The organism is Saccharopolyspora sp. 6M (genome assembly GCF_020176775.1).
Classification (GTDB): Bacteria; Actinomycetota; Actinomycetes; order Mycobacteriales; family Pseudonocardiaceae; genus Saccharopolyspora_C; species Saccharopolyspora_C gregorii.
Window position 1 is genome coordinate 1 of record NZ_JAIUJZ010000080.1, and the last position, 14,055, is coordinate 14,055.

15 protein-coding genes and 1 pseudogene are annotated in these 14,055 nt (G+C 72.9%); 12 read left to right on the top strand and 4 right to left on the bottom strand.

Going from position 1 to position 14,055, the window contains the following annotated elements:
* Positions 1-205 precede the first annotated feature (205 nt).
* The 7 genes from LCD31_RS12730 (at position 206) to LCD31_RS12760 (ending at position 4,874) form a co-directional block, all read left to right on the top strand.
* Positions 206-1,294, top strand: coding sequence for an ABC transporter ATP-binding protein (locus tag LCD31_RS12730; RefSeq protein WP_224958259.1), 1,089 nt, complete (start codon positions 206-208; stop codon positions 1,292-1,294).
* Positions 1,291-1,959 (top strand): ABC transporter permease, encoded by a 669-nt coding sequence (locus LCD31_RS12735; RefSeq protein WP_224958261.1) that lies wholly within the window; start codon positions 1,291-1,293, stop codon positions 1,957-1,959. The genes LCD31_RS12730 and LCD31_RS12735 overlap by 4 nt, the downstream gene beginning before the upstream one ends.
* 1 nt (position 1,960) lies before the next feature.
* Positions 1,961-2,650 (top strand): ABC transporter permease, encoded by a 690-nt coding sequence (locus LCD31_RS12740; protein WP_224958263.1) that lies wholly within the window; start codon positions 1,961-1,963, stop codon positions 2,648-2,650.
* Between the two features lie 33 nt (positions 2,651-2,683).
* Positions 2,684-3,565 carry an ABC transporter substrate-binding protein gene (locus tag LCD31_RS12745; RefSeq protein WP_224958264.1) on the top strand — a complete coding sequence of 294 codons (882 nt, stop codon included), beginning with the start codon at positions 2,684-2,686 and terminating at the stop codon, positions 3,563-3,565.
* Positions 3,566-3,868: 303 nt separating this feature from the next.
* Positions 3,869-4,135, top strand: coding sequence for a hypothetical protein (locus tag LCD31_RS12750; RefSeq protein ID WP_224958267.1), 267 nt, complete (start codon positions 3,869-3,871; stop codon positions 4,133-4,135).
* Between the two features lie 86 nt (positions 4,136-4,221).
* Positions 4,222-4,401: a hypothetical protein gene (locus LCD31_RS12755; protein ID WP_224958269.1), complete on the top strand. Its 180-nt coding sequence runs from the start codon at positions 4,222-4,224 to the stop codon at positions 4,399-4,401.
* A gap of 206 nt (positions 4,402-4,607) precedes the next feature.
* The gene (locus tag LCD31_RS12760; protein ID WP_224958271.1) at positions 4,608-4,874 is read left to right on the top strand and encodes a hypothetical protein; all 267 of its coding nucleotides are present in this window, start codon (positions 4,608-4,610) and stop codon (positions 4,872-4,874) included.
* A gap of 126 nt (positions 4,875-5,000) precedes the next feature.
* On the opposite strand, the gene LCD31_RS12765 is transcribed toward LCD31_RS12760, so the two are convergent.
* Positions 5,001-5,783 (bottom strand): IclR family transcriptional regulator, encoded by a 783-nt coding sequence (locus LCD31_RS12765; RefSeq protein ID WP_224958272.1) that lies wholly within the window; start codon positions 5,781-5,783, stop codon positions 5,001-5,003.
* Positions 5,784-5,869: 86 nt separating this feature from the next.
* Here LCD31_RS12765 and hutH point away from each other — a divergent pair, with 86 nt between their 5' ends.
* Genes hutH through hutI form a run of 5 tightly spaced genes read left to right on the top strand, consistent with a single transcriptional unit; the run spans position 5,870 to position 12,758 of the window.
* The gene (gene hutH / locus LCD31_RS12770; protein ID WP_224958274.1) at positions 5,870-7,405 is read left to right on the top strand and encodes a histidine ammonia-lyase; all 1,536 of its coding nucleotides are present in this window, start codon (positions 5,870-5,872) and stop codon (positions 7,403-7,405) included.
* 2 nt (positions 7,406-7,407) lie between these two features.
* Positions 7,408-9,072, top strand: a complete 1,665-nt coding sequence (gene hutU / locus LCD31_RS12775) for a urocanate hydratase (RefSeq protein ID WP_224958276.1) — start codon at positions 7,408-7,410, stop codon at positions 9,070-9,072.
* The gene (locus LCD31_RS12780; RefSeq protein WP_224958277.1) at positions 9,069-10,268 is read left to right on the top strand and encodes an allantoate amidohydrolase; all 1,200 of its coding nucleotides are present in this window, start codon (positions 9,069-9,071) and stop codon (positions 10,266-10,268) included. Before hutU ends, LCD31_RS12780 begins: the two co-directional genes overlap by 4 nt.
* On the top strand, positions 10,265-11,575 hold the full coding sequence (locus LCD31_RS12785; protein ID WP_224958278.1) for a formimidoylglutamate deiminase: 1,311 nt from the start codon (positions 10,265-10,267) through the stop codon (positions 11,573-11,575). The genes LCD31_RS12780 and LCD31_RS12785 overlap by 4 nt, the downstream gene beginning before the upstream one ends.
* A gap of 22 nt (positions 11,576-11,597) precedes the next feature.
* The gene (gene hutI / locus LCD31_RS12790; RefSeq protein WP_224958279.1) at positions 11,598-12,758 is read left to right on the top strand and encodes an imidazolonepropionase; all 1,161 of its coding nucleotides are present in this window, start codon (positions 11,598-11,600) and stop codon (positions 12,756-12,758) included.
* A gap of 97 nt (positions 12,759-12,855) precedes the next feature.
* Here the strand turns inward: hutI and LCD31_RS12795 are convergent, their stop codons facing one another.
* The 3 genes and pseudogenes from LCD31_RS12795 to LCD31_RS29775 all read right to left on the bottom strand — a co-directional run.
* Positions 12,856-13,032: a DUF6104 family protein gene (locus LCD31_RS12795; protein ID WP_224958280.1), complete on the bottom strand. Its 177-nt coding sequence runs from the start codon at positions 13,030-13,032 to the stop codon at positions 12,856-12,858.
* A 167-nt stretch (positions 13,033-13,199) separates the two neighbouring features.
* A complete protein-coding gene (locus tag LCD31_RS12800) occupies positions 13,200-13,553 on the bottom strand; it encodes a hypothetical protein (protein WP_224958281.1) in 354 nt (117 codons plus the stop codon).
* Positions 13,550-13,732 (bottom strand): annotated as a pseudogene (locus LCD31_RS29775) (hypothetical protein); the annotation flags it as partial. The gene LCD31_RS12800 and the pseudogene LCD31_RS29775, both read right to left, overlap by 4 nt.
* Positions 13,733-14,055 lie beyond the last annotated feature (323 nt).

Below are 14,055 nucleotides of genomic sequence, written 5' to 3' on the forward strand. Positions count from 1 at the left end.
GGGTGATGATGGCCGGAGCGGGGGACGGGGCGCCGGGATCTCCGTCGGGGGACCAGATCTCCCGGATCGTGGGAAGCGGCTGTTGGCAGCGGCGGAAAAGATCACGTGAGAGTCGTGGGTCATCGCGTCGTTCCGGCGTTCGAGTTAGGGTCGGCCAGGTTTGCGGCGGTCGGCAAGTGACTGTCGGTGATCCGAGGGGGCTCGGTTGATCGAGTTCCGATCCGTGCGCAAGGAATATCCCGGGGGCGCGGTCGCGGTCGACGACGTGGACCTGGCGGTCGAGGCGGGCACGATCACCGTGCTCGTCGGTCCGTCCGGCTGCGGGAAGACCACCTTGCTGCGCATGGTGAACCGCATGATCGACCCGAGCGCGGGCACCGTGCTCGTGGACGGGCGGGACGTGCGCGACGCCGACCCGGCGGTGCTGCGCCGCGGCATCGGCTACGTCATCCAGCAGGCCGGGCTGTTCCCGCACCGCTCCGTGCTGGACAACATCGCCACCGTGCCGAGGCTGTTCCGCGGTTCCCGCCGCGACACCCGGCGGCGCGCGCAGGAACTGCTGGACCTGGTGGGGCTGCCGGCCTCGCTCGGCGACCGCTACCCGGCGCAGCTCTCCGGCGGCCAGCAGCAGCGCGTCGGCGTGGCCCGTGCCCTCGCCGCCGATCCGCCGGTGCTGCTGATGGACGAGCCGTTCAGCGCCGTCGACCCCGTGGTCCGCGAAGGGCTGCAGGACGAGCTGCTGCGGTTGCAGGGCGAACTCGGCAAGACCGTCCTGTTCGTCACCCACGACATCGACGAGGCGGTGAAGCTCGGCGAGAAGGTCGCCGTGCTGCGCACCGGCGGGCACGTCGCCCAGTACGCCGCACCCGACGAGCTGCTCGCCCGGCCCGCCGACGACTTCGTCACCTCCTTCATCGGGCGCGACCGCGGCTACCGGCGGCTGTCGTTCGCCGACGGCGGTGGGATCGAACCCGGCGAGGTCCGCACCGTTTCCCTCGGCGACGTCCCCGGCCGCACCGGCGACGAGTGGGTGCTCGTCCTCGACGCCGACCGCAGGCCCCGCGGCTGGCTGCCGCCGCGCACCACCGCGGACGAACCCCTCACCGAGGACGTGCTGGTCGCGGGCGGCTCGCTGCACACCCGCGGGACGGCGCTGCGCGGCGCGCTGGACGCGGCGCTGTCCGCGCCGTCCGGGCTCGGCGTCGTCGTCGACGAGGACGGCGGGTACGTCGGCGTCGTCGGCGCCCGGCACGTGCTCGACGTCATCGAGGCCGGGCGCGGGGAGCGGCCGTGATCGACGAGCTCGCGCACTACTTCTCCAGCCCCAGCAACCGCGAGGTGGTGCTGGAATCCCTCGGGCAGCACATCTACCTCGCGCTGGTGCCGCTGGTGCTGGGCGCGTTGCTGGCGGTGCCCGCCGGGCGGCTCGCGCAGCGGGCGCCGAAGCTGCGCGGAGTGCTGCTGGGCTCGATGAACGTGCTCTACACGATCCCCTCGCTGGCCCTGTTCGTGATCATCCCCGTGGTGATCGGGACCGGTGCGACCGCCGCGATCAACGTGGTCATCGCGCTGACCATCTACAACGCGGCGCTGCTGGTGCGACCCGTGATGGAAGGTCTCGACTCGGTGCCCGAGCACGTCGTCACCGCCGCCACCGCCCTCGGCTACCGGCCGCGCCGCCGGTTCTTCGCCGTCGAGGTGCCGCTGGCGCTGCCGGTGCTGAGCACCTCGCTGCGGGTCGCCTCGGTCAGCAACGTCAGCCTCGTCAGCGTCGGCGCGCTGATCGGCATCGGCGGGCTCGGCCGGTTGTTCACCGACGGGTTCCAGCGGGACTACCTGACTCCGATCCTGATCGGCGTGGTGCTCACGCTCGCGCTGGCGATGGTCGGGGACCTGCTGATCGTGGCGCTGCGCAGGCTGTGCACCCCGTGGCAGCGGGCGAGCGCGGGGGGACGCTGACATGATCATCAACGAGCTGGTCGCCTGGTTGTCGGACCCGGAGCACTGGCTGTCCTCCACCGGGCTGCTCGCCCAGACGGGCAGGCACCTGTACTACTGCGTGCTGTCGGTGCTGTGCGCCTCGATCATCGCGATGCCGATCGGGCTGTGGATCGGGCACACCGGCCGCGGCGGCGCCACCGTCGTCGTGCTCAGCAACTCGCTGCGGGCGCTGCCGACGCTCGGCCTGGTCACCCTGTTCGTGCTCGTCGCGGGCATCGGCGAGGCGCCCACGCTGGCCGGGCTGGTGATCCTGGCGATCCCCGCGGTGCTCTCCGGCGCCTACGCCGGGGTGCAGAGCGTGCCCGCCGAGGTGCGCGACGCCGCCAAGGGCATGGGCATGACCCCGATGCAGCAGCTGTGGCAGGTGGAGCTGCCGAACGCAGCGCCGCTGCTGTTCGGCGGGGTGCGCACCGCGATGCTGCAGGTCGTGGCCACCGCCTCCGTCGCCGCGTACGTGGGCCTCGGCGGGCTCGGCAGCATCCTGCTCGAAGGCATCAAGACCTACGACTACGGCCAGACGCTCGCCGCGGCGCTGTGCATCGCGCTGCTGGCGGTACTGCTCGACGTGCTGCTGAGCAGGCTCTCGCGAGCCGTCACGCCGCGCGGCATCCGCAGCGGCCCGCCTGCAGCCGCCACGAGCACCGGCTGAACACGTGTCCACTGCGACGGGAAGAAGCACGCCGTGAAGCGATGGGGAGCGCTGGCGCTGGCCGGCTTGGCGTTGGTCGGGGTCGCGGGCTGCGGCGGCGACCCGTTCCAGGCCGGGGACGGCACGAACGGGGCGCTGGTCGTCGGCTCCGCCGACTTCACCGAGAGCGAACTCGTGATGGAGATCTACGCCGAGGCGCTGCGGCGCACCGGCGCCGACGTCGACACCAAACCCCGCATCGGGGCGCGCGAGACCTACGTCAACGCCGTCGCCCAGGGCGAGCTGTCGGTGATGCCCGACTACACCGGCAACCTGCTGCAGTACGTCGACGAGAACGATCCCGCCACCGAATCGGGGCAGGTCTACGACGCCCTGCGGCGGAAGCTGCCGCCCGGGCTGGACGTCCTCGACCAGGCGCCCGCCGAGGATTCCGACGTGCTCACCGTGACCCGCCGCACCGCCGACAGCGGCATCGGCACGCTGGAGGACCTCGGGCCGCGCTGCGGCGAATTCGTGCTCGGCGCCCCCGCCGAGTGGAAGACGCGGTGGGAGCAGCGCATCGCCGAGGTCTACGGCTGCACCTTCGCGGAGATCCGCAACCTCGAAGCGGGCACCGTCACCGTGGACGCGCTCACCGGCGACACCGTGCAGGTCGCGAACCTGTTCACCACGTCCTCGCAGATCGCCGCGAACGACCTGGTGCCGCTGCGGGACACCCGCGACATGTTCCCGGCCCAGCACGTGGTGCCGCTGGTCGGCGAGGGCAGGCTGACCCCGCCGCAGGCCGAGGCGATCGACCGGGTGTCGCGGGCGCTGAGCACCGAGGACCTCACCGAGCTCAACCGGCGGCTCGAAGTCGACAAGGCCAATCCCACCGATCTCGCCAAGGAATTCGTCGCCGCAGTGGGTGCGTGACACCCCTCGGCGCGTCCCGGCGGCCGGAGGAGCGTGCGCTCCGCGCTGATCCACTCCGGCTGCTGGCGAAATCTGATTCCCTTTCGGGCTCGCCCGGTGTCGCCGCATCGTGCGAGCAACCGGTCGACGCAGCGTGACGCGGTCAACCATGGTGTGGGGCGCGGCCCACTTTTGCGCTACTGGAAGTGCTGGAGTTCGGGATCGGTGCGATGGTTTTGTCGCCGATCACCGAGAGGTTCGAACCTCGTCCTTCTCGGGTGGCTCGGTTGAATCCGATTCAGCAACAACGAGGGGAAATCTCGCATGCGTACTTCTACTCGCCTCCTTGGTGCGGCCGCGGTCGCCGTGGCTCTGCTCGGTGCCGGCTCCACGACGGCGTTCGCCGGTGGGCACGACGACCCGGCTGTCTCCAGCGAGTCCGGTGACGGGGGTGCCGGTGGCTCTGGTGGCATCGGGGTGAATGTGCTCTGCGGCCTCGGCGTTCTGGGCTCGGGCTCGTGCTCCGCCTCCGATGGCGGGGACGGTGGCGGTTCGGGCGCTGAGACCGGCATCGGCAACACCGAGGGCTGACAGCTCGACCTTTCCGCCGCGGGAAAGAAGTGCCCGGATCCCTTTCGAGGGGTCCGGGCACATCGCTGTTCTCGACGTTCAGCGCAATGAAGATCGGCGATCTCGCGAACCTGGACGACCATGCGGAACGCCGTCGCCCGATCGCTCGGTCGTTCAGCGGGTGGCGGCCTGGCTCGCGCGCGGGCCGCGAAGCGAATCGGTCAATCGCCGCCGACGGTCATCAGTCCGGAGTGAAGATCGAATATTTGTCGACAGGAAATCGTTGATCGTGCGTCTTTGCGGGTGAAGCCGCTCGTCGCACCGCCGCTGTTTAAACGAACGGGTTACTTCTAAACCACTTTAGTGCTACTGAAGATGCAGGAGAGCGAGGTCGGTGCGATGGTTTTGTCGCCGATCACCGAGAGGTTCGAACCTCGTCCTTCTCGGGTGGCTCGGTTGAATCCGATTCAGCAACAACGAGGGGAAATCTCGCATGCGTACTTCTACTCGCCTCCTTGGTGCGGCCGCGGTCGCCGTGGCTCTGTTCGGTGCCGGCTCCACGACGGCGTTCGCCGGTGGGCACGACGACCCGGTCGTCACCAGCGAGTCCGGTGACGGGGGCGCCGGGGGCGCTGGTGGCACCGGCCTGAACCTGCTCTGCGGCATCGGCATCCTGGGCTCGGGTTCGTGCTCCGCCGCCAACGGCGGCGACGGTGGCGGTTCGGGCGCTGAGACCGGCATCGGCAACACCGAGGGCTGACAGTGCCGCCTCTTCGAGGTGGGAGATGCCCGGCCCCCATTCTTCGGAGGGGGCCGGGCATATCGCTGTTCTCGACGTCTCCGCGTGACGACGATCGGTGATAGCGTGACGGCGCCCGAAGCGATTTTAGCGGCGCCCATCGATTCGCCCGGTCAGGTCCTCGGCTGCAATCCGCACCTTGTCGGCGAGCTCCGGCCAGGTCGCACCGCAACTCGTACGCCCAGCCGGTTCGCACACGTGCCGGAACGTCACGCTGATCGCCGCCGACGGCCACCGGTCCGGCCCGAACACCGGGCACGCCACCGAAGCGAACCCGCCGGTCACGTGCCCGTCCTCCACCGCCCAACCCAGGCGGCGCTCCGCGTCCAGCACGCGGCGCAACTCCGGCAACGTCCGCGGCCCCCGCTCGGTGCGGCTCGCGAACCCCGCCGGGAACGACGCCCGCACCTGCGCGGCAGGCAGGTGCGCCAACATCGCCCGCCCCGACGCCGTCAAGTGCGCGGGCAACCGCACCCCCACATCGGTGACCAGCGTCTGCGCCCGCGACGGGCGCTGCTGCAGCAGGTACAGCAGCTCACCACCGTGCAGCACCCCCAGGTGCGCGGTGCACCCCACCTCGTCCACCAGCCTGCGCAGCACCGGGCTCGCCAACCGCTCCAGCGGATCGGCGCGCAAGTACGCCGAACCCAGCTCGAACGCCGCCACCCCCAGCGCGAACCGGCGCTCCTCCGGCAACCGCACCACGAAACCGGCCGCCACCAGCTCCGCCAGCAAGTGGTACGTCGTCGACCGCGGCAACCCCAGCTCCCGCGCCAGCGCCCCCGCCGACACCGGCGCCGCCCGGCCCGCCATCGCCGTCAAGATCGCCAGCCCGCGCCGCAGCGCGGGCACCTCGCTGCTGGCTCCCACCGGACCTCCCCGCGACGTCTGGAATCCCAGACGGAACCACCCTAACCGGGCTTCTGCGCCGCGCCGCACCCGTGTGACATGGAGGAATGCGACACGTGCACAAGTTGGTGGCCGGCGAGCTGACCCGGCAGCAGGTCGTCGACATCGCCCGCGGCGGCACCGCCGTCGAGCTCGACCCCGACACCGAACGCGCCGTCGAAGGCACCCGCAGGCACATCGACGCGCTCGCCGCCGCCGAGGAACCCACCTACGGCGTCTCCACCGGGTTCGGCGCGCTCGCCGTCCGGCACATCCCCGCCGAACGGCGCACCGCCCTGCAGCAGTCCTTCGTCCGCTCGCACGCCGCCGGCGCCGGGCCCGCCGTCGAAGCCGAAGTGGTGCGATCCCTGATGCTGCTGCGGCTGCGCACCATCAGCACCGGCCACACCGGCGCCCGGCTCAGCACCGCCCGCGCCCTCGCCGCCGCGCTCAACGCGGGCATCGTGCCCGTCGTGCACGAACACGGCTCCCTCGGCTGCTCCGGAGACCTCGCGCCGCTCGCCGCCGTCGCGCTCGCCCTCACCGGCGAAGGCCACGTGCTCGCGCCGGACGGGACCACCCGCCCCGCCGCCGACGCGCTCGCCGACGCCGGCATCGAACCCGTGGTGCTCGCCGAGAAGGAAGGCCTGTCGCTGACCAACGGCACCGACGGCATGCTCGGCATGCTGGTGCTCGCGCTGCACGACCTCGCCGAACTGCTGGAGATCGCCGACCTCACCGCCGCGATGAGCGTCGAAGCGCTGCTGGGCACCGACCGGGTCTTCGCCGCCGACCTGCACGCGCTGCGCCCGCACCCCGGGCAGGCCCGCTCCGCCGACCGCATCCACCGGCTGCTCGCCGGATCCGAGATCGTCGCCAGCCACCGCGGCCCCGGCTGCACCCGCGTGCAGGACGCCTACTCGCTGCGCTGCGCACCCCAGGTGCACGGCTCGGCCGCCGACGCCGTCGCGTTCGCCGAGACCGTCGCCGACCGCGAACTCGCCGCCGCCATCGACAACCCCGTCGTCCTCGACGACGGCCGCGTCGAATCCAACGGCAACTTCCACGGCGCCCCGCTCGCGCACGCCCTCGACTACCTGGCGATCCCGCTCGCCGACGTGGCGAGCATGGCCGAACGCCGCACCGACCGGATGCTCGACGTGGCTCGCTCGCACGGGCTGCCCGCCTTCCTCGCCGACGACCCCGGCGTCGACTCCGGGCACATGATCGCGCACTACACGCAGGCCGGAGTCGTCGCCGAGCTCAAACGGCTCGCCGCGCCCGCCTCCGTCGACTCCATCCCCACCAGCGCCATGCAGGAGGACCACGTGTCGATGGGCTGGGCGGCGGCCCGCAAGCTGCGCCGCGCCCTCGACGGGCTGCGCACCGTGCTCGCCGTCGAACTGCTCACCGCCGCCCGCGCCCTCGACCTGCGCGCCCCGCTCGCACCCGCGCCCGGCACCGCCGCCGCCCGGGACCTGCTGCGCACCCGCGTGCCGGGGCCCGGACCCGACGCGCACCTCGCCCCGCAGATCGCCGAGACCGAAGCGCTGCTGCGCTCCGGTGCCGTCAACACCACCGTGCAGAACCACCTGGGAGGCTGAGCATGAGCACCGGACCCCGGCCCGTGCGCGCGGCGCGCGGCACCACCCGCACCGCCCGCTCCTGGAGCACCGAAGCACCGCTGCGGATGCTGCAGAACAACCTCGACCCGGACGTCGCCGAACGCCCCGACGACCTCGTCGTCTACGGCGGAACCGGCCGCGCCGCCCGGAACTGGGCCAGCTACGACGCCATCGTCGCCGAGCTCCGCGCCCTCGCCGAGGACGAGACGCTGCTGGTGCAGTCCGGCAAACCCGTCGGCGTGCTGCGCACCCACGAATGGGCACCGCGGGTGCTGCTGGCGAACTCGAACCTCGTCGGGGACTGGGCGAACTGGCCCGAATACCGCAGGCTCGACGCGCTCGGGCTCATGATGTACGGGCAGATGACCGCCGGATCGTGGATCTACATCGGCACCCAGGGCATCCTGCAAGGCACCTACGAGACGTTCGGCGCCGTCGCCGCCAAGCGCTTCGGCGGCAGCCTCGCCGGAACGCTCACCGTCACCGCCGGACTCGGCGGCATGGGCGGCGCGCAATCCCTCGCCGTCACCATGAACGGCGGCGCCGCGCTCGTCGTCGAATGCGACCCCGAACGCGCCCGCCGCCGCGTGCAGCACCGCTACCTCGACGTGCTCGCCGACGACCTCGACGACGCCGTCGAGCAGGCCGTCGCCGCTCGCGATCAGCGCCGCGCCGTGTCCATCGGCGTCATCGGCAACGCCGCCGAAGTGCTGCCGGAACTGCTGCGGCGCGGCGTGCCCGCCGACATCGTCACCGACCAGACCTCCGCGCACGACCCGCTGTCCTACCTGCCGCGCGGCGTCGACCTCGACGACTGGGCGGACTACGCGGCGCAGAAGCCCGACGAGTTCACCACCCGCGCCCGCGACTCCATCGCCGAGCACGTCGAAGCGATGGTCGGCTTCCTCGACGCGGGCGTCGAAGTCTTCGACTACGGCAACTCGCTGCGCGGCGAAGCCGCCGAAGCCGGCTACGCGCGCGCCTTCGACTACCCCGGCTTCGTGCCCGCCTACCTGCGGCCGCTGTTCTGCGAGGGCAAAGGCCCGTTCCGCTGGGCCGCGCTGTCCGGCGACCCCGCCGACATCGCCGCCACCGACCGCGCGATCCTCGACGAGTTCGGCGAGGACGAGCACCTGGCCCGCTGGATCCGGCTCGCCGGGGAGAAGGTCGCGTTCCAAGGGCTGCCCGCCCGGATCTGCTGGCTCGGCTACGGCGAACGGCACCGCGCCGGGCTGCGGTTCAACGAACTCGTCGCCTCCGGCGAGGTGTCCGCGCCGCTCGTGCTCGGCCGCGACCACCTCGACAGCGGATCCGTCGCCTCCCCCTACCGGGAGACCGAGGGGATGGCCGACGGATCCGATGCCGTCGCCGACTGGCCGCTGCTCAACGCGCTGGTCAACACCTCTTCCGGCGCCACCTGGGTGTCGGTGCACCAGGGTGGCGGCGTCGGCATGGGCCGCTCGCTGCACGCCGGGCAGGTCACCGTCGCCGACGGCACCGAGCTCGCCGCCCGCAAGCTCGAACGCGTCCTGACCAACGACCCCGGCACCGGGGTGCTGCGGCACGCCGACGCCGGCTACGACCGCGCCCGCGACGTGGCCGCCGAACGCGGGCTGCGGCTGCCGATCGCGGGGGAGGGGCGATGAGCACGTCCCGGCTGCTCGCCGAGCTCGACGACGTCGGCCGCGACCGGCGCCGCGGCGGCTACTCCCGGCACGTCTTCGACCGCGGGGAACGCGAACTCCGCGAGTGGTTCGCCGAACAGGCCGGGCGTCGCGGCCTGCAGGTCGAGACCGACCGCAACGCGAACCTGTGGGCGTGGTGGGGAGAACCCGGTGACGACGCCGTCGTCACCGCCAGCCACCTCGACTCGGTGCCCGGCGGCGGGGCCTTCGACGGGCCGCTCGGCGTGGTGTCCGCGCTCGCCGCCGTGGAGTCGTTGCGCGACAGCGGGTTCCGGCCGCGGCGACCGCTCGCCGTCGTCGCGTTCGCCGAAGAGGAAGGCGGCCGGTTCGGGGTACCGTGCCTCGGTTCCCGGCTGCTCAGCGGCGGCATCAGCCGCGACGCCGCCTGTGCGCTGCGCGACCCCGACGGCACCACCTTCGCCGAAGCGATGCGCGCCGCCGGGCACGACCCGGAACGCGCCGGGCGCGACGACGCGGCGCTGCGGCGCATCGGACGCCTGGTGGAACTGCACGTCGAACAGGGCAAGGGCCTCATCGACCTGCACCGGCCCGTCGCCGTCGCCGACAGCATCCTCGCGCACGTGCTGCGGCGGTTCCGGTTCCGCGGCGGAGGCAACCACGCCGGAGCCACCCCGATCGGCGACCGCCGCGACCCCATGATCCCCGCCGCCCGCACCGTGCTCGCCGCCCGCCGCGACGCCGCCGCCCGCGAGCAGGCCCGCGCCACCGTCGGCCGCGTCGAAGCCACCCCCGGCGGCACCAACGTCATCGCCTCCGCGGTGGACCTGTGGCTGGACGCCCGAGCCCCGCTGCACCCCGCCGCCCGGGCCCTCGTCGACGAGATCGCCCGGCACGCCCACGAGCACGCCCACGACGAAGGCTGCACCGTCGAGATCACCGAAGAGTCCTACGGCGACACCGTGCACTTCGACCCCGGGCTCCGCGACGAACTCCGCGCCCAGCTCGACGACGCTCCCGTGCTGCCCACCGGAGCCGGGCACGACGCCGGAGTCCTCGCCGCCCACGCGCCCACGGCCATGCTGTTCGTCCGCAACCCCACCGGCGTCAGCCACGCACCCGAGGAGCACGCCGAACCCGACGACTGCGCCGCAGGCACCACGGCGCTCGCCGACGTCCTCCGGAGGTGGACCGCATGACCTACTGGTGCGAACACGCCTGGCTCGACGACGGGCCGCAGGCCGGCGTGCTCGTCGACGTCGACGGCACCACCGTCACCGCCGTCACCCGCACCGACGACCCGCCCCCCGGAGCCACCCGGCTGCCCGGGCTCGTCATCCCCGGCCTCGCCAACGCCCACTCGCACGCCTTCCACCGCGGGCTCCGCGGGCGCGCCACCGGACGCGGGACCTTCTGGACCTGGCGCGAGCAGATGTACGCGCTCGCCGGACGGCTCGACCCCGACAGCTACCTGCGGCTCGCCACCGCCACCTACACCGAGATGGCGCTCGCCGGGATCACCTGCGTCGGCGAATTCCACTACCTGCACCACCCGCCCGGCGGCGGCCGCTACGACGACCCCAACGCGATGAGCGCCGCGCTCGCCCAAGCCGCCCACGACGCCGGGATCCGGCTCACCCTCCTCGACACCTGCTACCTCACCGGCGGCTTCGACACCCCCGCCGAAGGCGTGCAGCTGCGGTTCAGCGACGGCGACGCCACCGCCTGGGCCGACCGCGTCGACCGGTTCCGCGTCGACTGCGGCCGGGTGCGCCTCGGCGCCGCCGTGCACTCCGTGCGCGCCGTCCCCGCCGGGCAGATCCCGCACCTCGTCGGCTGGGCGCAGCGCGGCGGTACCCCGCTGCACGTGCACCTGTCCGAACAACGCGCCGAGAACGACGCCTGCCGCGCCGCCCACGGCCGCACCCCGACCGAACTCCTCCACGAGCACGGCGCCCTCGGCCCCCGCACCACCGCCGTGCACGCCACCCACCTCACCGAGCACGACCTGCGACTGCTCGGCGACACCGGCACCGGCAGCTGCCTGTGCCCCAGCACCGAGGCCGACCTCGGCGACGGCATCGGACCCGCCCGCGCGCTGCACGACGCGGGCAGTCCGCTGTCCCTCGGCAGCGACGGGCACTCCACCATCGACCTGCTCGCCGAAGCCCACGCCGTCGAAGCAGGACAACGGCTGCGCGCCGAAACCCGCGGGCACTTCGACACCCCGCGGCTGCTCGACATGGCCACCACGAACGGGCACCGCGCCCTCGGCTGGCTCGACGCCGGACGCATCGCACCCGGGCAGCGCGCCGACCTCGACGCGCTCGACCTCGCCGGGCCCCGCCTCGCCGGCGTCCCCCTGGGCGGCGTGCCCACCGCCGCCCGCGGCGACGTGATCCGGGACGTCATCGCCCACGGCCGCGCCATCGTCCGCGACCGCGCCCACGAACACGTGCCCGACCCGGCCCGGCGCCTCCGGCGGGTGCTCGCCGAACTCAGCTGACCACCGACGCGGACGGAACACCATGACCAGCACCGCCATCACCGGCATCGGCGAACTCACCACGAACGACGACGAGCTCGGCACCCCCGGCGGCGCCGCGCTCGTCCTCGACGGCGACCGCATCGCCTGGGTCGGACCCGCCCACCGCGCACCCGCCGCCGACCAGGCTCTCGACATCGACGGCCGCGCCGTGCTGCCCGGCTGGGTCGACAGCCACACCCACCTGCTGTTCGCCGGCGACCGCACCGACGAGTTCACCGCCCGCACGAACGGCGAGCCCTACGCCGCGGGCGGCATCGCCCTCACCGTCGACGCCACCCGCGCCGCCACCGACGACGAACTCCGCGCCAACCTGCGCCGCCACCTCGACGAAGCCGCGTGGAACGGCACCACCTGCGTCGAGACCAAGACCGGGTACGGGCTCACCGTCGCCGACGAACTCCGCGCCGCCCGCATCGCCGCCACCGAAGCCGACGACGTCACCTTCCTCGGCGCGCACCTCGTGCCGCCCGGCGAAGACCCCGACCGCTACCTCGACCTCGTCCGCGGCGACATGCTCGACGCCGTCGCACCCCACGTGCGCTGGTGCGACGCGTTCTGCGAACGGGGCGCCTTCGACGCCGAGCAGACCCGGCGGGTGCTGCGCGCCGCCGCCGACCGCGGACTCGGGCTGCGCGTGCACGGCAACCAGCTCGGGCCCGGACCCGGCGTGCGGCTCGCCGTCGAACTCGGCGCCGCCAGCGTCGACCACTGCACCCACCTCGAAGCCGAGGACATCGCCGCGCTCGCCGGATCCGGCACCGTCGCCACCCTGCTGCCCGCCTGCGACCTCTCCACCCGGCAGCCGCTGCCGCCCGCGCGGGAACTCCTCGACGCCGGGGCGACCGTCGCGCTCGCCTCCAACTGCAACCCCGGCTCCTCCTACACCACGTCCATGGCGTTCTGCGTCACCACCGCCGTGCTCCAGATGCGGATGACCGTGCCCGAAGCGATCCGCGCCGCCACCCTCGGCGGGGCGCGGGCGCTGCGGCGCGACACCGGCGACGGGGCCGTCGGCGTGCTCCGGCCCGGTGCGCGCGCCGACCTGCACGTCCTCGACGCGCCCAGCGCCTCCTGGCTGGCGTACCGGCCCGGGGTGCCGCTCACGCACGCGGTGTGGCGAGCGGGGGAGCGGGTGCGGTGAGGAAGGGAACCTTCCTGTCACGACGGGCGAAAGGGAAACCTCGCTGCCACGGATGCGGTGCGGGGAACCTTCCGGTCATCCCGGAGCGCGGGAGGGCTCAGTCGTCGTCCGCGTCGTCGCGGGCGAGGAAGGTCGCGAGGCGCTCGGTCGCGTCCTCGAACGCCGGGTTCAGGTCGACGAAGACCCGCATCCGGTCCGCGACCCACGCCAAGGTCACCTCGTCGTCACCGCGACGCTCCTCGAGCTCCTCGATGCCCCGGTCGGTGAAGTACACCGTCTCCTCCTCCACGTGCGAACCGGCGGCAGCGCACCGCCGGAGCTGACAGCAAGGGAACCTTACTGTCACACGTGGCAGGAAGGTTCCCTTCATCGCACCCCTCCGGGCGCGCAAAGAACGGGCCGCCGGTTCCCGGAGGAACCGACGGCCCGCGGCAGGCCCGGTCAGCCCGCTTGGGTGGCGGGCCGGACGATCCGTTCGGCTTGTTCGAGCAGGCTCCGCAGCTTCCGCGCTTCGAACGCGCTGATCCCGGTGACCTGAGCGGTCGTGCGGTTCGCCGCAGCGACGCAGACGGTCCGGATCCACTCGGACTGGCTGAGGCCCGCGGTCGCCGCGGCTTCGCGGATCGCCGCTGCCTCCTCGCGGCTCATCCGGAACGAGGTCGACACGTTGAGCGGCTGGGCCACCTCGACCGCGATCTCTTCGGCGTCGTCGAAGTCCGCTTCGAGCTCCTCGCGGTGCAGCTGGTGCCATTCGGCCTCGTCGGAAGCTGCACCATCGTGCGGGTCCCGGGTCATGTCGCCTCCCAAGCCGTGATCGGACGAACGGTCGAGGACGGTTCGTCGTAGGCGATGGCCACCAAGATCGGGCGGCCGCCGCGCGTGCGGCCGAGCAGGAGGTGCGACGCGGCCCTGGCTCGCTTGTTCCGAGCCACCTTCGTCGGGTTGGAGATCGCCTGGTCGATCTCGTCCGCCGAGACGCCGTGGCGGGTGGCGTGTCCAGATTCGCGTCATCCCACTCGATCGACTCGATCCGCATGGCCGATCAATGTATTACGCAGGTTAGTTCGCGTATTACGCGGTGGCAAGATGGGGAACGTCGCCCTCGGACGATGAAGGGAACCTTCCGGTCACCACTGGCAGGAAGGTTCCCTTCATCGCACCCCTCCGGGTGCGCAAAGAACGGGCCGCCCGGGGCCCGGGGGCCCCCCCGCCCCCGCCGGGGCGCCACGGTCAGGCGCAGGCGGTGTGGCCCCCATAGGCCGGCGCCCCCGCGGGGCCCGGCGTGAGACCCGGGGGG

Bases quoted from the DNA above. Each gene is read 5' to 3' on its own strand.
- LCD31_RS12800 (WP_224958281.1), bottom strand. From the start codon at position 13,553: ATGACCCGGGACCCGCACGATGGTGCAGCTTCCGACGAGGCCGAATGG.
- hutH (WP_224958274.1), top strand. From the start codon at position 5,870: ATGCGACACGTGCACAAGTTGGTGGCCGGCGAGCTGACCCGGCAGCAG.
- LCD31_RS12755 (WP_224958269.1), top strand. From the start codon at position 4,222: ATGAAGATCGGCGATCTCGCGAACCTGGACGACCATGCGGAACGCCGT.
- LCD31_RS12785 (WP_224958278.1), top strand. From the start codon at position 10,265: ATGACCTACTGGTGCGAACACGCCTGGCTCGACGACGGGCCGCAGGCC.
- LCD31_RS12760 (WP_224958271.1), top strand. From the start codon at position 4,608: ATGCGTACTTCTACTCGCCTCCTTGGTGCGGCCGCGGTCGCCGTGGCT.
- hutU (WP_224958276.1), top strand. From the start codon at position 7,408: ATGAGCACCGGACCCCGGCCCGTGCGCGCGGCGCGCGGCACCACCCGC.
- LCD31_RS12740 (WP_224958263.1), top strand. From the start codon at position 1,961: ATGATCATCAACGAGCTGGTCGCCTGGTTGTCGGACCCGGAGCACTGG.
- hutI (WP_224958279.1), top strand. From the start codon at position 11,598: ATGACCAGCACCGCCATCACCGGCATCGGCGAACTCACCACGAACGAC.
- LCD31_RS12780 (WP_224958277.1), top strand. From the start codon at position 9,069: ATGAGCACGTCCCGGCTGCTCGCCGAGCTCGACGACGTCGGCCGCGAC.
- LCD31_RS12750 (WP_224958267.1), top strand. From the start codon at position 3,869: ATGCGTACTTCTACTCGCCTCCTTGGTGCGGCCGCGGTCGCCGTGGCT.